At 65.7% G+C, this 19,005-nt stretch carries 13 protein-coding genes; 12 read left to right on the top strand and 1 reads right to left on the bottom strand.

The window, feature by feature from the left end:
- Nucleotides 1-288 precede the first annotated feature (288 nt).
- Nucleotides 289-1,500 (bottom strand): glycosyltransferase, encoded by a 1,212-nt coding sequence (locus tag MXC99_RS01555; protein ID WP_247723870.1) that lies wholly within the window; start codon nt 1,498-1,500, stop codon nt 289-291.
- 399 nt (nt 1,501-1,899) lie between these two features.
- Between MXC99_RS01555 and MXC99_RS01545 the strand changes: the two genes are divergently transcribed.
- The 12 genes from MXC99_RS01545 to MXC99_RS01490 form a co-directional block, all read left to right on the top strand.
- The gene (locus MXC99_RS01545) at nt 1,900-2,730 is read left to right on the top strand and encodes a hypothetical protein (protein WP_247723869.1); all 831 of its coding nucleotides are present in this window, start codon (nt 1,900-1,902) and stop codon (nt 2,728-2,730) included.
- A gap of 34 nt (nt 2,731-2,764) precedes the next feature.
- Nucleotides 2,765-3,838, top strand: coding sequence for a DUF4214 domain-containing protein (locus tag MXC99_RS01540; RefSeq protein ID WP_247723868.1), 1,074 nt, complete (start codon nt 2,765-2,767; stop codon nt 3,836-3,838).
- 110 nt (nt 3,839-3,948) lie between these two features.
- Complete coding sequence (locus MXC99_RS01535; RefSeq protein ID WP_247723867.1) at nt 3,949-6,075, top strand: glycosyltransferase family 2 protein; 2,127 nt, start codon at nt 3,949-3,951, stop codon at nt 6,073-6,075.
- A 32-nt stretch (nt 6,076-6,107) separates the two neighbouring features.
- On the top strand, nt 6,108-8,510 hold the full coding sequence (locus MXC99_RS01530) for a glycosyltransferase (RefSeq protein WP_247723866.1): 2,403 nt from the start codon (nt 6,108-6,110) through the stop codon (nt 8,508-8,510).
- 57 nt (nt 8,511-8,567) lie between these two features.
- Nucleotides 8,568-9,176 (top strand): class I SAM-dependent methyltransferase, encoded by a 609-nt coding sequence (locus tag MXC99_RS01525; protein WP_247723865.1) that lies wholly within the window; start codon nt 8,568-8,570, stop codon nt 9,174-9,176.
- Nucleotides 9,177-9,196: 20 nt separating this feature from the next.
- On the top strand, nt 9,197-11,128 hold the full coding sequence (locus MXC99_RS01520; protein ID WP_247723864.1) for a glycosyltransferase: 1,932 nt from the start codon (nt 9,197-9,199) through the stop codon (nt 11,126-11,128).
- Entirely contained in the window at nt 11,125-13,389 is a 2,265-nt protein-coding gene (locus MXC99_RS01515; protein WP_247723863.1) for a hypothetical protein, read from the top strand. The genes MXC99_RS01520 and MXC99_RS01515 overlap by 4 nt, the downstream gene beginning before the upstream one ends.
- 8 nt (nt 13,390-13,397) lie before the next feature.
- Nucleotides 13,398-15,113: a hypothetical protein gene (locus MXC99_RS01510; RefSeq protein ID WP_247723862.1), complete on the top strand. Its 1,716-nt coding sequence runs from the start codon at nt 13,398-13,400 to the stop codon at nt 15,111-15,113.
- A gap of 10 nt (nt 15,114-15,123) precedes the next feature.
- Entirely contained in the window at nt 15,124-16,122 is a 999-nt protein-coding gene (locus MXC99_RS01505; RefSeq protein WP_247723861.1) for a DUF4351 domain-containing protein, read from the top strand.
- 74 nt (nt 16,123-16,196) lie between these two features.
- The gene (locus MXC99_RS01500; RefSeq protein ID WP_247723860.1) at nt 16,197-16,826 is read left to right on the top strand and encodes a hypothetical protein; all 630 of its coding nucleotides are present in this window, start codon (nt 16,197-16,199) and stop codon (nt 16,824-16,826) included.
- A 39-nt stretch (nt 16,827-16,865) separates the two neighbouring features.
- Nucleotides 16,866-18,296: a mannose-1-phosphate guanylyltransferase/mannose-6-phosphate isomerase gene (locus MXC99_RS01495; RefSeq protein WP_247723859.1), complete on the top strand. Its 1,431-nt coding sequence runs from the start codon at nt 16,866-16,868 to the stop codon at nt 18,294-18,296.
- A 26-nt stretch (nt 18,297-18,322) separates the two neighbouring features.
- Nucleotides 18,323-19,005: hypothetical protein (locus MXC99_RS01490; protein WP_247723858.1), on the top strand; the 683-nt coding region annotated here is incomplete at its 3' end.

Genomic DNA, 19,005 nt, shown 5'->3' with positions numbered 1-19,005 from the left:
GGCGCAGCTCACCCCAAGGCTGTGGAAGCAACACTTCGCGGCCAATCCGCTGCGATCCGATCTCTTCGAAATCTCGAAGTAGGCAAGGACGCCGGGCAGTTACCGCTTACGCCGTAGCTGCCGTCGAGCAGCCGCGCCGCGAGCATCGCAGCATCGCTGCCGGAAGGTTCCAGGAGGCGGATCAGGCCAGGCTCGTCAGGAAAAGGGCTGGGCAGATCGAAAAGCGGAAGCATGGAATGTCGAAGAGCGCGAACCCCTGATCGAAAAAGAGTTGGCGCTATTGTCGAATCACTGAAGCAGTCGTGCATATGCCGGCAAGCACACTGTCTGCAGATCAAACCGTTCGATGACAGTGTTCCGCCCATTTCTGCGCATCGCGTCAAACCGCGCCGGTTCAGCCAGCACCTCCGACACCTGCAGAGCCAACGCGTCGACATCAAAGAAATCGGCCAGCAGGCCGTTGCGACCAGATTCGATCACGTCACGAACAGGCCCTGTGTCGGAACCCACCACCAGCGCCCCTGCACTCATCGCCTCCAGCATCGACCACGACAGCACAAATGGGTAGGTGAGATAGACATGGCACCGTGTAATTTGCATCAAGCGCCTGAACACTTCATATGGCACCTGGCCCATGAAAAACACCCGCTGGGGATCCAGACCCGATCCCACCTCCTGCAGATACCGCACTCGGTAGCTACCCTCGGCCGGAGTAGCACCGTAGCTGACGCCATCCCCACCTATGATGAACACCTTGACATTGGGTCGGCGACGCATGATTTCGGGCAGGGCCCGCATAAAGATATGGTAGCCACGCACAGGCTCCAGGTTGCGTGCAACGAAAGTCAGCACCTCATCCCCCGGACGAACTGTGACCCCTCGATCCGGCAACGTGATTTCCGCCCCTGCGTCGGGTGCGAAGCGGGCGGTGTCGATGCCTTCGTGAATCACGTGCAACTTGCTACCCAACCACGCCGGCAATGTCGAAGCTTGCCAGGGCGTAGGCGTCACCCCGAGGTCCATCATATCCATGGCCAGCAGTAGATTGGCGTTTTTTGCAAGCAGCCTGGCCTCCTCCTCCAGGCTAACCAACGGAAATTCTGGATCGAAGCCCATATCCAGCCCGCGCGCACGATAGAAAAACTCCATCAAGCACACCAATCGAGCCCTTGGAAAAATGGACTTCATCATCAGCGGCTCTCCCCAACCGGGGTGCGCAAACACCAGGTCCGGTTCAAAACCCTCTGCCTTCAGGGTCTGACACGCGCGAGCGCAAGCCTCCGCCCGGATCATTTTGGACTCGAATTCTTGCGCCCAAGGATGGACTCCTTTTGAATTACCCACATTGGGCGAATCGCTCACACAGCGGCTGACGCCCGGATAAGATGCAGTTCTGCTACCAGAATGGATCGCAGCCAGCACATGCCCTTTCGCAGCCCATACAGGCACCAAGTTACGGAACTGCCCCGGAAAATTCTGATGAATCAACAAGATATTCATCCAACCCTCTTGCAGCAGGCGCCCTGCGTGGTTTTTGACTCAGTGCCGTTTCCAGTGGAGACGCCACCGAGATGTTCTTTCAACGTCGCAGCCAGGCGCTTGAACGGTTCCAACTGCAAGCGTCGCGCCCGGTTGCCCACCAGGACTGCCGCACCTACCCATTTAGCATGAATTGGTCGCCTGTGCTACTGGCTGCGGAATCAGTCTTCCGCGCGAAAGCGGTCGAGGTCGTACAAAATTCATGCAAGCCGCTTGCCTTGACAGGAGGCTGCCTCATCGATCATGTCAAATGCGTAGATGCGGTGCCACAGACTCTTGCTCAAGATAAAACTCCTCTATACAATTTGCCTCAAATACTCTCAAAAATCCAGGCCCTTAAGGCAGCATCACCTGACACAAATGCCCGAAACAAACTCCAAGATCACATCCCGCATCGCCGTGCTTGCAAACGGTCTTTACGTTGTCAGGTATGTATCCGGCCCACAAGGTGGGCCGTTTGATTGTGTCACGCTGAACCCCAGCCCGATTGGGCGCGGCTCAGTGGACTTCTTCCCTGCCGAAGGCGTGACCCGAAACACGCTGACCAAGGTGGGCGACTGTATCGTTGTACGCGTCAAAGGGGAGCAGGCGGGTCTTCTGCTGACAGAATTTGCCAGCACAGTCAAGTCTTCCCCGATCGAGTTGCGCATTGACCGGATCGCCACCGCCGGCAGAGATGCCCAGGACTCGCAAACCCAAATCCGCCAAACGGCGCCCCCCCCCCGTGTGGTGCTCAAAGGCCACGTGCAGCGGCTTGGAGACGTCATCGCTGAAAACGGGTGGCTCGGCGCCCCCCAATCGATCAACCGTATCGAAGGCTTCAGCGTCGATCTGGCGGACTTTTCCCCCGGCCTCGTGCTGGCCTACTCTTGCCGAAGCGGCAAAGGTGCCGAGCCTGATGTCGGCACCAACGGGCATTTTGTCGGTACCCGTCGCCAGGCCAAACCCATTACCTCGGTTGCCTTCGCCCTCAGCGGCGAACGCGCTGCCGACTTCGAACTCGTTGGACAGGTGGTTTTCGCGGCATCTCCTCCGCTCGCCATCGTGTCTGCTGCCAAAGAGTTGAGCGGCCCCACTGGAGCCGAACCGCTCGTTGCTCTAAACCTCGAGATCCGCCCCACGACTACCCAGGCCTCACCCCCTGCCTCGCCCTGGAGCGACATGTCTCGCACGCAAGTTTTCAAGGAATGAATGGCGCCAGCGCCATAAACAGGAGATTTAACGCATGCAATACGACACTCCCGTTGCACCCGAAGAATTTAACAACTCGCTAGCCAACAACCCCCACATCAGCGAGGAAACCCGTAGCCAGATCGAGCAGATCCTCGGGACGAACCCCGGCGGAAACGCCACCGAAGTGAACGTCGGCCGGTTCGACGGCACAACGCTGCAAGCCCCCTCGGACGAGCCGATCGAAATGTTGGTCATCGCCCCGCCCCCGCCCCCGGTCCCTGGCGGGATTGTCAATATCGACATCCCGCAAAACATCCTGCAATCGGCACGGGCCTATGTGTTCGAGACTACCGAGGACATCCAGGTCACGTTCAACACCGTCGAGCGGGTCGTCGTCTCGGGTCAAGGTAACGACCTGATGACCGTCAACGGTGACCGCAACACCACTCTGGATGGTAGCGGTGGCAATGACACCCTGGTCACCAGCGGCGGCAACGACTCGGTTACCGGTGGCGACGGCAACGACAGCATCAGCGCCGCCGCAGGCAACGACACGATCGTATCCGGCCTGGGTGACGACACCATCGACGGCGGTGCAGGCCGCGACATGGTCCGGATCGCCGGCAACAAGTCGGACTACACCGTCACCTTGGTCGATGGCGAGTTGCGTGTCACGAGCAAGGCCAACGCCTCGGTCGAATCCAAGCTCACCAACGTCGAGTTCGTCAGCTTCGACAACGGCGACTCGATTGCCGTGGCTGCCGACGCCACCGAAGCCACGGTGCTGCGCCTGTATCAAGGCGTGCTGGGCCGCGATGCCGACAAGGCCGGTGCGGACTACTGGATCAACGAGCTGAACACCGAAGGCACTTCGCTTTCTGGCTTCGCCCGTAGCTTCCTCGACTCCACCGAACTCAACGAGCAAGGCCCGCTGAGCGACGAGCAGTTCATTGACGCGCTGTACCAGAACGCCTTGGGTCGCGCCGCAGACGACGCCGGCAAGACCTACTGGCTGGAAGACCTCGCCAACGGTCAAGACCGTGCCGATGTCACCATCAGCATCGTCGGCTCTGCCGAATCGGCTGGATACGTTGATGGTGTGATCATCATCACCGGCCAGATCTAAGGCTTCACCGCCGACCTTCTGGTCATTCCCCGGCTTGCTGCTTTACCGCAAGCCGGGGGTTTTTCAGGCCACGTTCCGCGAGCGTGGTCTGAAAAATTTGCAGTATCGTCATGGCATATCCACCCTCACCCGACACCCTGTCTGCTGTCTATCACCAGTGCGCCTCTTCTGAGGACACGGCGACGGCGCTGCGTCTTGCCCGCCTCGGACTACAGATCCCAACTTATCGTCACGAAGCCTGCCTGTGGCTCGGGCTGCCGCACCTACAAGCACAAGCGCAATACTCAGCACAAAGCTCGCTCGCCTTTCTGTATCTGGCCCTCGCACTCGAGCACAGACAAGACCAAGCGCTGGGGCACGCCTTGGTGGTTCGCTGCCTTCAGCAACTGGGCCATTTGCCGCAAGCGCTCGCCGCACTCGAAGCCGCCTTGCACCGTCACCCCACCGATCGCAACCTGCGACAGTTACACGCGCCCTTGCTCATCGCACTGACCGACGCCGGCCTGATTGCACCCACAGCCCTGCGTACGCGTCTGCAACGCAGCCTGCCCGACATCACCGACCCGCAGGAACTTCGCCAGGTTCTTGAGCAACTCGGCGCACTCCCCAACCCAGCAGCGGCCGACAGCCCGTTGCCGCGGGTCATCGGCACCGTATGGCACGACCCCGTCCGGCAACAGATTGGCGGCTGGCTCATCGACCTTGCAGAGCCTTCCCGCGCACTCGAAGTCGAAATCGAATTCCAGCATCAAGGCCGCAGCACCTGCTCTCGCATCCCCGCAAAGTACCCCAACCCGTTGTTGGTCCAAGCCGGCTATGCCGTGTCACACGGTGGTTTTCGTGTTCAGCTGCCCCACCCCATCGAGGTGCTGAACGTGCGCTGCGCCGACGGCCCAGCGCTTATCGGCAGCCCGCTTGCCGCACTCCCGGTGTTCAGCCCACCCGCGCCGCCCGCCAAACGCAAGACGCCACCGAACAAACAGCCGGTGGACGTGCTTGTGCCCGTTTTCGAGGGGCGCCAAACCACGCTCGACTGTGTCGACAGCGTCATCGAACACGCCGCCCGCAACCGCACCCCACACCGCCTCATCGTACTCGACGACGCCAGCCCTGACGTCGAACTCGCCGCCGCGCTAAAAAAGCGCGCCCGCCAGGGCCGGCTGAAGTACCTGCGCCACCCAGCGAATCTGGGCTTCATCCGCAACATGAACCGTGCCATGGCCCTGCACCCCGAACGCGACGTCGTCTGGCTCAATGCCGACACCCGCGTCCACGGCGACTGGCTCGACCGCCTGCGCACGGCGGCTTACAGCGCAGACGACGTCGCCTCGGCCACCCCTTTCAGCAACAACGGCGAACTGATGAGTTTCCCGCGCATGCAGCACGCCGCCCCCATGCCCGATGCCGAACAGCACGCGGCCCTCGACAGGGCAGCACACGGCCTGAGGCTTGCCCCGGTGGTGCTCGAAACCGGCTGTGGCTTCTGTCTTTACATCAAACGCCGCGCCCTCGATGAAGTCGGCTACCTGGACGAAGTCGAACTCAAACGCGGCTACGGCGAAGAAACCGACTGGTGCCTTCGCGCACACGCCAAGGGCTGGCGACATGTCGGCGCGGTCAACGTCTTCATCGCCCACGCCGGCGGGCATTCCTTCGGCCCGGAAAAGGCGCTTCGCGTCATGCAGAACAATGCCGTGCTGCGTCGCCGCCACCCGCAGGCGGACACCAACTTCCGGCGCTACGTGGCGGCCGACCCGCTTGCACCCGCCCGCCAGCAACTCGACGCCGCCCTCAATACCACCACCGCGCACCCCGCAACCGTTTGGCTTCATCAAGCCAAAGACACGCCCCTACCCAACGCCGCCCCCACAAGCGCCAGCAGTGCGGCGCCCCCCCTCAGCGCAGCCCTATGGCTGATTGCCGACCCGCTGGGCGCCTGCTCGTCGCCCGGCACGCCGCAGCGCTGGCTTCAGCTTGCACGGCACTTCGCCCGCCAGCGCAAGCGTCAGCAGCCCGCCCCCCTGTTGCTGCTCGACCAGGACAACCCGTGGGAAGTGCAACTACTGGCCACCGGACAAGTGCTCAAACGCCCACAACTGCGCGGCCTATCGCGCAGCGAAATCCTGGCCGCCTGCGGCACGCCGGTCGCCGTCCAACTAGACGGTGCCGCCGCACCCGAATGGTTCACCCACCTGCTTGCTGCGCACACACCCACAATGCACACCGAACGCGCCTGAACGCCCCCGGCACCATGACTCCAGCGTCGAACTTGCTCACACTTGCGCCCAACCACATCACAGCGCACGAAATCCAAGGCTCACTCACCGGCTTGGCCGGCGACGTGTTGCACGGCTGGGCTTTCGACCCCCGAACCCCAGACCTACGGCTCACGGTCGAAATCTACGTCGACGACGCCTGTGTCGCTGTGGTGCGCGCCGACCTCGACCAAGGCAACGACGACGCAGCGGGTGATGGGTTTCATGGCTTTGCAGTGCATGTGCGCAAGCCTTGGCTAAAGGACAATGCCTGCCTGCGCGCCCGCATCGCCAATCAAGGCCCCTGGCTGGACGGAGACATCCGGCTGCCTGCCCAGACCCCCGCTTCGCTAACAGACCGGCTCTCGGCACAAGTCTGGCACACCGGCGGCCTCACACTGCGCGGGTGGGCGTGGGATTCGGATGCCCCCACCCGCCACGTCGACATCCATGTCCTGCACAAAACGGCCGCTGGCTGGGAACGCGTTCTTGACGCCACCGCAAACCGTCACCACCCCGCACTGCTCTACCGCGCCACGGCTGATCACGGTTTCGACATCGACCTACCCTGGACATTCGCCGACGGGCAGGTCCACACCCTTGCCCTTGAAACCGACCGCGGGGTGCCGCTTACCGGCAGCCCGATCTCCCTCTGCGTACACCCCGAAGGCGCCCGTGCGCTGCTTGCACGCGCCTGTGGCGAAACGCCTGACCAACTCCCGGTGCACCACCTGCTGGATACCCTGCTGCAGCACCAGGACACCCTCGCCCCGCGCAGCGCCGGCTTTGGAGTTTACGCACAGTGGCACGCCGCCTTCCAGCGTGCACAGCCCATGCAAACCAACACAGGCAGCGCGCTCGTCCTGCTGATGGGCCCGGGCAGCGCGGCGGACGAAGCCCGCAGCCTGCACAGCCTGCGGCAACAACGCCTGCCGGCTGACCAAATCCGCAGCCTGCGCCTGGACGGCGGCAGCACGCCCACGTCCCTGGCAATTTTCCCGCAGCAGCTTGCCACCCAACTGGCAGACCCGGCGCTCGCCTGCATCATCCCCCTGCAACGCGGCGACCACCTGCCGACCCACGCACTCGACACCCTGCTTGCCGCCCTCACTACGCACCAAGCAGATTGGGCCTATGCCGACTGCGACCAGGACGACGCCGACGGCCAGCGCAGTAACCCCTGGCTCAAACCCGCCTGGGACGAAACCCTGTTTTACGGCATCGACCTCCTTACCCCCGGCACGGCTGTCAGCGCCTGCGCACTGCGCCGCGCACTGCAATACCTCTCCCAGCACGGCCCACAACTGCCCGTGTGTTGGCACAGCCTGCTGGCCGGGGTCATTGCCAGCAGCACCGGGCCGGTCGTCCATCTGCCTCAGGTGCTCTATCACCGCAGCGCAAGTGCGCCCGCCGCCCCACACCAGGCCCTGCCAGACGCCACTCGCCAGCCGGCACTGCACTGGCTTGCCAACCAGCGTATGCCCGGCGCCCGGCTCACCCATGTGGCCGACTTCCCTGCGCTCACCCGCGTGCACTGGCCATTACCGCCCCAGCCCCCCACCGTCAGCCTGATCGTGCCCACCCGCGACCAACTGGCGCTGGTACGCACCTGCGTCGAAGGTCTGCTGCACCACACCGACTATCCCAGCCTGGAGATCGTCGTCGTCGACAACGACTCGCGCGACGCCGACACCCTCGCCTGGCTCGACCATGTCCAGTCCGAAGGCGTGCGCGTACTTCGCTACCCGCAGCCCTTCAACTACGCCGCCATCAACAACTGGGCGGTCGAATACGCCCAGGGCGACATCATCGGCCTCATCAACAACGACATCGCCATCCGCCACCCCGACTGGCTACGCGAAATGATCGGCCAGCTGTTGCGGCCCGGCATCGGCGCCGTGGGCGCGCGGCTACTGTGGCCCAACGCCATGGTGCAGCACGGTGGCGTCGTCATCGGCATCAACGGCCTGGCCGCCCACACCGGCAACCATAACGACCAGCACGACCCCGGCTATCTCGGCCTCAACCAGGTCGCGCGCCAGCAAAGTGCCATCACCGCCGCCTGCCTGCTGGTGCGCAAGCACGACTACCTGCGCCACGGCGGCCTGGACGCGCGCCGCTACCCGGTCGCCTTCAACGACGTCGACTTTTGCCTGCGCCTGCGCGAATCCGGCCTCAACCTGGTGTGGACACCCTTCGCCACCCTCACCCACGCCGAATCCGCCAGCCGTGGCAAAGAAGACTCCCCAGCAAAAGCCGCCCGCGCCCACCGCGAACAACGCCACTTCATTCAGCGCTGGTCTGCCCTCTGCGCCCAGGGCGACCCCTACTATCACCCCGGCCTCAGTGCAGACTACAGCACCGGCCCCTATGGCGGGCTCGCCCTGCCACCGCGCCCGTTGACCCCACGGGTCTGAATCACGCCCCAGATTCGCACCCTGGAGTCCCCCAGACCCACAGCCCAAACCGCACCCATGCAAATCACCCACGACGACCTCGCCGCCTTCATCCCCAGCCTGAAGCGGCCCGGCCCCAGAACCCTGCTGCACGTCGGCTGCGGCACCGCCTCGCCCAACCGCATGCCGGCCTGCTTCCAGGGCTCTGACTGGCGAGAAGTCAAACTCGACATCGACCCCACCGTTCGCCCCGACATCGTCGCCAGCATCACCGACATGGCGGCCGTGGCCGACGCCAGCGTGGATGCCGTCTGGTCGTCCCACAACCTGGAACACCTCGAAACCCACGAAGTACCCACCGCGCTCAAGGAAATCCGCCGCGTGCTGCACCCCGGCGGCTTTGCCCTCATCAACCTGCCCAACCTCGAACGCATCGCCCAGCTCATCACCCAGGGCCGGCTCGACGAGGTGCTCTACACCTCACCCGCGGGCCCGGTCACCGCGCTGGACATGCTCTTCGGCCACCGCGCCTCAATCCAGCGCGGCAACCTCTTCATGGCCCACCGCACCGGCTTCACCGCACAACGGCTCGGCGCACAACTCACGCAAGCCGGTTTCTGCGAAGCACGCATCACCCCCGGGACCAGTTACGACCTGTGGGCGGTTGCGATTGCCCCTGCGGTTTGAGGCCCGGCAGCAAGTCTTGCATGACTGACAGTTCGCCCCCCGCCCTCGCCGCCCTCTTCCCGCCCCGCCCCCCCGGCGGGCCGGCGGCCACCTACGCCCAGCCCGTCCCTGCGCTGGCGGTCGAAGGCATGGGTGACTTCCCCGCGCTGCTGCTGGCCATCTGGCAGCTGCGCGACCAGGATCTGCAGCCACGCTACCCGCTCGACACCACAGCCGGCCGGCTGGGCTTTCTTGCCTGGAGTGTGGGCAGCGGCGGGCGCGAATACCAGGCCTTGCATGCCCTCGACAGCTTCTGGGACAACCTCGCGCAGCCCGCAGTGGTGCCCGCCAGCGAATGGTCCGGCGGCATTTCGCGCTTCCTGCGCCTCGCCATAGCGCACCGAACCGACCTCGGCATCGACCCCGCACTCCCCAATGCCGACAGCCAGGCCGCAGCGCTCGGCTGGTTCTGGTGTACCGGTGGCTGGCGCGATTTCGATCCGCAACTGCTGCGCGTCGCCCTCTGGCAGGCGCGCTTCCTGCTCGACCACTCCGATCTCGTCAAAACCCGCTTCGCTCAGCTGGTTTACCGCCAGCGCCCCGACCTCCAAGCCGCCTTCGACCTGCGCACCACACAGGGGCAAAGCGGCCTGGGTGACTGGCTGCAGCGCTACGCGCACGAAGAAACGAGCCTGCTCCTGCTGCAGCGGGCGCTACAGGCCGACGCACAAACCACCTTGCGTGCAACCCCCGCAGCGGCTGCCCGCGAGCGCTCGGACAAGCCCCACCCCTTCGGCGTCAACCTCATCGGCTACGCCTTTGGCGAGCTCGGCATCGGCGAAGACGTGCGCATGGCCGCCCACGCCTGCCACGCCGCCGGCATCCCGTTCTGCGTCATCGACTTCGCCCCCGGCGGCAACATCCGCCAGCACGACCGCAGCATCGCCCCGTGGGTCGTCGACACCCCGCGCTACGGCATCAACCTCGTCTGCCTCACCGCGCTGGAGCACCTGCGCCTGTTCGTGGAGCGCGGCGCCGAGCACTTCGAAGGCCGCTACACCATCGGCTACTGGCCGTGGGAACTGCAAGACTGGCCCGCCAACTGGGTGCACTGCTTCAACCTCGTCGACGAAGCCTGGGCCTCCAGCCGCCATATCGAACAAGCCATGCGCCGCGTCAGCCCGGTGCCGGTGTGCTGGATGCCCATGGCGGTGCGCCTGCCCGCCGAGGTCGACACTGCCGCCCCGCCCCAACGCGCACGCTTCGGCCTGCCCGCCGACAAGACCCTGTTCGTGTTCTCGTTCGACGGCAACTCCTTCATCGAGCGCAAGAACCCGCTCGGCGTGCTCGAAGCCTTCCTGCGTGCCTTCCCGGCCGACACCGGGCAGCACAATCACGTCGGCCTGGTCATCAAGTGCATGCGCCCCGACCCGCGCAACCACATCTGGCAGCGCATCCGCGCCCAGGCACAGGAAGACACCCGCATCGTCGTCATCGACGCCATGCTCGACAAGGCCGAGGTACTCGAGCTCTACCGCGCCTGCGACTGCTTCGTGTCGCTGCACCGCGCCGAAGGTTTCGGCCGCGGCATCGCCGAGGCCCTGCTGCTGGGGCTCGACGTCATCGCCACCGACTACGGCGGCAACGTCGATTTCTGCCGCCCCGCCGGTGCCCGCCTCGTGCCCGCCCGTCCGCAGCACCCCAGGCCGCAAGACTACGTCGAAGCCCGCGGCAACAGCTGGGCCGACCCCGACCTCGACGCCGCCGCCGCCGCCATGCGCGAGCTCGCCGTCGTCCAAGACCGCCGCCACACGCGCGGCAAGGCTGCGCTCGCCCGCGCCGAATTCTTCGCGCCCGCCACCATCGGCGCGCGCTACCAACAACGACTCACCGCTCTGCAGGCGGCGCTCCACCCCGCCGCCGACACCATCCGCCCCCCTCGCGCAACGCCACTCGACGAACTCCGCCCATGAAGACCCTCTGCCTCACCAGCATCGCCCATCCCGCCCTCGACGCCGTGGCGTACCAGCTCCACGCCAGCGGCCTCGCCCCGGCACGCCCCTCGCCGCGCGGCGACGGCATGGACATCGCCGCCTGGCACCAGCGCGTGCTGGCCCGGCAGGCGGGCGGCAGCGGCGCCACCCAGCTCGGCCGGCTCTGGGAACAACTGGCAGCCGACATCTTCATGGGCAACCTCGACGCCCCCGTCTGGGGCTGGACCGAACCGCGCAGCGTCGAGCTGCTCGACTTCTGGCACCACTTCGACCCGCAGCTCTACTTCGTGCTTCTCTGCATATCGCCCGAGCAAGCCCTGGCTCACGCCATCGCCACCCCGACCGACGCAGCCAGCCCCGCTGAGGTGCTGCAGCGCTGGCACGACACCCACCAGGCCATGCTGCGTTTTCATCTGCGCCACCCCGAACGCAGCGTGCTGATCACCGCCGACGAAGCGCTCGCCCAGCCGGCGCGGCTGCTCGATCTGCTGGTGTCCAGATGGGCCCTGCCGCTGCAGCCCCAGGGCGACGCCGCCCCCATGCCCGCAGCCGCCCTCATCGACCCGGTCGCCCATTACCTGGCCAATCGACTCATCCAGGGCCACAGCGCCGAACACGCCCTGCAGCAGGAAGTGCTGGCCAGCCTCACCCCGTTGTCGGATGACAACACATCGACAACGGCAGCGCTCACCACCGACCTCGTCATCGCCGCCTACCGCCAGCTCTGCGACCGCAGCAAGGAAGCCGAAGCGCTCGAACGCGCGCACGCCGAGCTCACCACCACGCGCTTCGCCCTCAACAAACAGATTGCCGATCTGGCCCAGGCCCGCGACGAGCAGGCCAGACTCGCCACCGACCGCCAGGCCCAGCTCGACGCCCTGACCAAGGACAAGGCCGCCCTCGCCGCCGAGCTCACCGATGCCCGCGAAGAAGGCGAACTGCTGCTCACCCAGCTCCACCAGGTGCAGGAAGAACTCGAGAGCCTCTTCCTCAAGGAACAGCAAACCGCCCAGCAACTCGCAGCAGCCCAAGCCGACAAAACCTCCCTGTCCGCCGCCCGCGACACGCTCAACAAGCAGATCGCCGACCTGACCAAAACGCGCGACGAGCAGACCAGACTCGCCACCGACCGCCAGACCCAGCTCGACGCCCTGACCAAGGACAAGGCTGCCCTCGCCGCCGAGCTCACCGACGCCCGTGAAGAAGGCGAACTCCTCCTCACCCAACTCCACCAGGTGCAGGAAGAGCTCGAGCACTACTTCCTCGAACACCAGAAGCTCAAGCACGAGCGCCAGGCCCAGGACGAGCGCTGGCAGCGCATGCTGCAGCGCACGCCCGACTACTGCGACTTCGCCATCCTCACCGCCCGCCCGGCCACGGAGCCCGCCACCCTCGACTGGCAGCTCGACGGCCTGGAGACCGCCGGCCGGCGCATCCCGCAGCTCGCCTGCCAAACCTTGTTGATCGACGGCGCAGCCGCCATCCGCATCCCGCGCAGTGCCGGCCAGGCCCTGCTGCACTGGCCCGCCGACACCGACGCCGCCGAAGTCCTGCTCGCACCCGGCGCCGAAGCAGCCCAGGGCGCCCTGGCACGCCTGGCCACCAGCGACCTCGTGCTGCTGCAAAACCTCGCCACCGTGTTCCAGCACGCCCTGCAAACCCCCGACCAGCTGCAGCTACCCGCCGACTTTCCTGCGGCCCGGCTGCAAGCCGCGCTCGCACAGCTGCCCCGCCAGCTCGCCGCCTTGCCGCCCGCGCTGCGCTTCGACCGCATCACGCTCAGGAACAACCAGACCAACCCCGACTACGAACACCTCTGGCTGGTCCTCGACAATCTCTCGCTCGGCACCCAGCGCTGGCCGCAATTCGAATTCCGCCTGTCGTGCGCCAACGTCGGCCCCCGCCGCTTCGGCACCCACCCCAAGCTCGAATTCCCGCAGCACGTCGGCCAGGCCCCGCTGCCCGGCTGGTTCGACGAAAGCTACGACGACCACGGCGCCAAACTCGAACTGCGCTTCGCCCTGCCCGACGCCATGGACGTGCAGATCTGGAACCGGCTCGGCCCCCCCGACCACCACTTCCTGCGCGCCCTCATCGACGCCCTGCCCACCTTGCTCGCCACCCTGCAAACCAGCGGCGCCCAGATCAGCCGCGCCTGGCAGGACTGGTTCAAGCTCGCCGACGACAGCCGCCGCATCCTGGCGCTTCGCGCACCGATCGCAAACGCCCTGCAGGATTGATGTCCACCATGTCGATGCACATCTCCGGTAACACGGCCACCCTCGCCTGCCTCGAAATGGCCCGTCGCCTCGCGCCGCCGCAGGCGGTCATCCACGTCGGTGCCGGCCACGGGCACGGCACGCTCCACCAATGGCAGCGCTGGCCTGTGGCCCACGCCCGCGTCATCGATGCCGACGACGCCCGCCTGCAGTGGCTGCGCACGCCCACCGCCGCCCAGCCGGAGGGCGCCACGCCGCCCGACTGGCAAGCGCTGGCCGCCGTGGTGGCGGATCACGATGGCGAGGTCGACTTCCACCACGCCAGCAACCCCGCCGAAGACGGCCTGCTCTCCGTCGGCGCCCTGCTGGGCCTGTGGCCCAACCTGCGGGCCCTGCCGCACAGCACCCAGCCCGCCCGGCGGCTGGACACCCTGCTCGCCCAGCATCCGCTGCCCGGCGCGTTGGGCGACTCGCCCGCCGCGCCCGATGCGCACCCCACCTGGCTCATCATCGACTGCCTGCCCGCGCTGCGCATCCTGCAAGGCGCCCCGCGCACCCTGGCCACCGTCGGCGTGGTCTGCCTGCGCGCCGTGCTCGACCCCGCCCGGCTCGACGACCCTGCCGCAAGCCTCGCCGCTTCCACCGAATTCCTCGCGGAACACGGTTTCAGATGCGTGCACCTGGGTGAAACCAACCACCCCGCCGTGGGCGAAGCCCTGTTCCTGCGCGACGAGGCCCCCGCACTGCAGGCCGAGCGCAGCGCCCTGCAGCAACAGCTCGCACAACTCACCCGCACCATCGATCAGCTCACCCAGACCCGCGACGAACACGCCAGACTCGCCACCGACCGCGCCGCCCAGCTCGACGCCCTGACCCAAGCCAAAGCCGCCACCGCACAGGTCGCGGCCGACCGCCAGGCCCAGCTCGATGCGCTGACCAAAGAGAACGCCGCGCTCATCGCCGAGCACGCTACGCTGACCACGCAAAAAGCTCAGCTCACCCAGGCACTGCAAGCCGCCGAGCAAGCCAGCGCACAAGCCCTGGTGGCGCGTGACGCCGAAGCTCAGGCAAGAAAGGAGGCCGCCGCCGCCCTCGACGCCGCTGCCCAGGCCAACACCGCACTGACCGCTGAGCGCGACACGGCGCTGCAGGCAAAAGCGGACGCGCTTGCGGCCCGCGACGCCGAAGTCAAAGCCAAGACAGAAGCCCTCGCCGCGCGCGATGCCGAGGCCAAAGCCAAGTCGGAAGCCCTCAGCGCCCGAGACGCCCTGCAAAAGCAGATCGCCGAACTGACCGCCGCCCGCGACGAACAAGCCAGACTCGCCACCGAACGCGCCACCCAGCTCGACGCCCTCAACAAAGCCAAAGCCGACGCCGACAAACTGGCGGCCGACCGCCAAGTCGAGCTCGATACGCTGACCACAGAACGCGACGCGGCCCTGAAAGCCAAGGCCGACGCCCTCGCGGCGCGCGATGCCGAGGCCAAAGCCAAGTCGGAAGCCCTCAGCGCCCGAGACGCCCTGCAAAAGCAGATCGCCGAACTGACCGCCGCCCGCGATCAAGCGCAGCAAAACGCCAAGCAAACGCAGCAGCGCCTGGACGCCAGCCTCAAGCAAATCGAGGAACTCCAGAACGACGCCCTCGAAACGCAGCACCGCCAGCAACTGTTGCAGGAAGAACTCGTGAAAGCCGAAGCGCAGATCGAACTCATCAAAGACTTGCTGCTGCGTGAACCCGGACTGTGACGGCTAATCGATGACTCACCAACCAACCCCGGCCGACCACTACGACAGCCCCTGGAAAGACGTGCTCGAACACGCTTTTCCCGAGTTCATGGACTTCTACTTCCCCGCAGCCCATGTTGAAATCGACTGGACGAAGGGGCACGAGTTCAAGAACACCGAACTGCGCCAAGTCGTCCGTGACGCCGAACTGGGCAAGCGCTTTGCCGACACGCTGGTGCAAGTCACGCTAAAGAACGGCACGCAGAAGTGGATCTACATCCACATCGAAGTACAAGGCGAGCGCGACACCGACTTTGCGCAGCGGATGTTCACCTACAATTACCGCTTGTACGACCGCTACCATCGGCCCATCGCCAGCCTGGCCGTGCTGGCCGACCAGGACGCAGAATGGAAACCGGACCACTTTGGATTCGAGGTGCTCGGCTGCCGGCACACGCTCGACTTTCCAGTCGCCAAGCTGCTCGAGTACACCATTGAGCTGGATGACCTGCAAGCCAACCCGAACCCCTTCGCCATCGTCACCGCAGCCCACCTGCGCACCCGGCAAACACGGCACGACCCCGAAGCGCGCTACCACGCCAAGCGCACCCTGGTCTGGCTGCTGTACCGCCACGGCTGGGACCGCCAGCGCATCCTTGACCTGTTTGCCGTGCTCGACTGGATGATGCGCCTGCCCGAAGGGCTGGAACAGCGGCTATGGCAAGATATTGAATCGATTGAAGGAGAGACCAAAATGCGCTACGTCACCAGCATTGAGCGGCTTGCCACTAAACGCGGGGTAGAGCTTGGCGTGCAGCAAGGCATGCAGAAGGGCATGCAGCAAGGCATGCAGCAAGGCGAACGCAACAAAGCCATTGCAATCCTCACTCGCCACCTCACCAAACGCTTCGGCCCCCTGTCCGACGCTACCCGCCAGCGTCTCGACACCGCCACGCTCGACCAGCTCGACACCTGGGCTGACCGCATCCTCGACGCCGACTCCCTCGACGCGGTGTTTGACGAGAACTGAGCGGCATTGACGCGCCCGCCCTACCTTACCCGATCGCAGCCCGGAAACGATTTGCCCTGACCCGGGCCACCACCATGCTCAAAGCACTCCGCAAACTCATCGACCGCTGGCTTGGCCCGGCGCCGGCGCCAGCCGCAGCCCAACCGGACCTGGCGACGCTACCACTGCAAGAACCCGATAGCCACCTCGAACCCAGCCCGGCAGCCGCCCCCCACCCCGCGCCCTACGACGAACACCTCTTCGAGCGCAGCCGCACGCAATGGCAGTTTGGCGACTGGGACAGCCTGGCCCGGCTCGACGCCGACACCCTGGCCCACCACCCCGACCGCGCCAAGCTCGCGCTGCTGGCCGCCACCGCACACGGGCAGCTGGGCAACACCGTCCAATGCCGGCAACTGGCCAGGCAGGCCATGGACTGGGGCTGCCCCAAGAAGCTGGTGAGCCGGGTTCTGGTGGCTGGCGTACATCACGCCCTGGGGCGCGCGTTCGCCCTCGGCACCCAGCCCCAACGTGCCCTGCCACACTTCGAAGCCGCGCTATCCACCGCAACCCCCGGCGCCGACTTGAGACTGCTTGTCCCCGCCCTGGCCCAGCATCAACTGCAAAAAATCGGCCTGCAGCCCGACAGCCTGGCCCGCCTGCAAAGCCCACCCGGCAAAGCGCCCGCCGGCGCGCGGCGCCCCCTTTCGGGCGTCACGCTGTAAACAACCCAGTCACCAGCCTCAAAGCGAACCCACCGAACCATGAACTTTCACCCCGTCATCCTTTCCGGCGGCAGCGGCACCCGCCTGTGGCCCTTGTCACGTGCGGCCATGCCCAAGCAACTGCTGGCGCTCACCGAGCAACGCACCCTGCTCCAGGCCACGGTGCAGCGTGCCGACGCCATTCAAGGCGCCCGACCGCCGCTGCTCATCTGCAACGAAGCGCACCGCTTCATCATTCAAGAACAGCTCACGGCGCTGGGCGTGGGTGACGCCGGCATCATCCTGGAACCCACCGCGCGCAACACCGCCCCGGCCATCGCCCTGGCGGCCCTGCAGATTGCCCAGACCGAACCCGACGCGCTGATGCTGGTGTTGCCCGCCGACCATGTCATCGACGACAACGCCGCCTTTGCCGACTGCGTCCAGCAAGCGCTGCGCACCGCCGCCCAAGGGCACCTGGTCACCTTCGGCATCGTCCCCAGCGGCCCGGAAACCGGTTACGGCTACATCAAACAAGGCCAGGCGCTGGATGTCGCCACCGCCCCCGCGGCCCACGCCGTCGCGGCCTTCGTCGAAAAGCCCAGCCTGGCCAACGCCCAGCAACTGCTGGCCGAAGGCGGCTACACCTGGAACAGCGGCATGTTCGTCTTCAGCGCCCGCCGCTATCTGGAAGAACTCCGCACCCACCAGCCCGACATGCTGGCCGCGGTGGAGCACGCCTGGGCAGCCAAGACGGTCGATCTGGGCTTCATCCGCCCGGACAACACCGCCTTTGCCGCCTGCCCGGCAGATTCCATCGACTATGCCGTCATGCAAGTCACCCGCCACGCAGCGGTCATTCCGGCCGCGTTTGGCTGGAGCGACGTCGGGTCGTGGGCCAGCCTGTGGCAGATTGCCGACAAGGACGCCGCCGGCAACGCCGTCATCGGCGACGCCTTTGTGGCCGATGCGCGCAACAGCTATGTGCGTGCCGAACACCGCCATGTAGCCGTAATTGGCCTGGACGACGTAGTGGTGGTCGAAACCGCCGACGCCGTTTTGGTCATGCACCGCGACAAGGCGCAAGACGTGAAACGCGCCATACAGTTTTTTGAGCACAACGGCCGCAGCGAACACCTGGAACACGTCAAGGTGTACCGCCCCTGGGGCTGGTACGAAGGGCTGGACGAAGGCGAGCGCTTCCAGGTCAAGCGCATCATGGTCAAGCCCGGCCAAAAGCTGTCGCTGCAAATGCACCACCACCGCGCCGAACACTGGATTGTGGTCAGCGGCACCGCCAAGGTCACGGTGAATGGCAAAGAGGTCTTGCTGTGCGAAAACCAATCCACCTACATCCCGCTGGGCCTCACCCACCGCCTGGAAAACCCCGGCAAGATCCCGCTGCATCTCATCGAAGTGCAGTCTGGCGCCTACCTGGGTGAGGACGACATCGTGCGCTTTGACGACACCTACGGTCGCACTGGGCACTAACCCGCTCAGGCCCATGGACACCCCTCATGCCGACATCCTTGCGCACCCATTTGTCCCGATGGCTTGGCACACGCTCTCGTCCGCAAACGGCCGAAGAATCCGTCCATGGGCGCGCTGTCCCCGAACTGGTGCACGCTGAGGCAGACGAGGCCACTTCGAATACCCCAGTCGAACAGCCCCCAGCCCACGCCCATGCCTATGATGCAACCCTGCTGGAGCGCGCCCGCACGCAATGGCAATTCGGCGACTGGAACAGCCTGGCCACCATCGACCGCGACACCCTGCAGTACCACCCGGACCGCGCCAAGCTCGCACTTCTGGCGGCAGCCGGACGGCTGCAAACCGATCGCCGTGACGAAGCCCGCCACTACCTGCGCCTGGCCCAGGACTGGGGCATCAGCAAAAAGCTCATCAGCCAGATCCTGATCGCCGGCGTACACAACAGCATTGCCCGCGCTGCAAGCATTGGCGGCCAGCGGCAACGGGCTCTGAAGCATTTCGACCAAGCCATCACGATTGGCACGCCGGGTTCGGATCGACGCCTGATCACCCAAGCCCGCATCAACGAACAGCACAAGCAACTGGGGCTGCCAACCTTAACCCATGTCGTTATACACAACTCCCGTCACTCGGCCTCCTCGCGTAGCGCCTGTATGGTGGCGGCGGCATCCATGACGCGCTGCAAGCCGAGCCAGATGGTCTTGACGCC

It is taken from the genome of Thauera aromatica (assembly GCF_023093595.1).
Classification (GTDB): domain Bacteria; phylum Pseudomonadota; class Gammaproteobacteria; order Burkholderiales; family Rhodocyclaceae; genus Thauera; species Thauera aromatica_A.
Note: the sequence above shows the minus strand (reverse complement) of the source record. Positions and strands in the feature narration are given on the sequence as shown.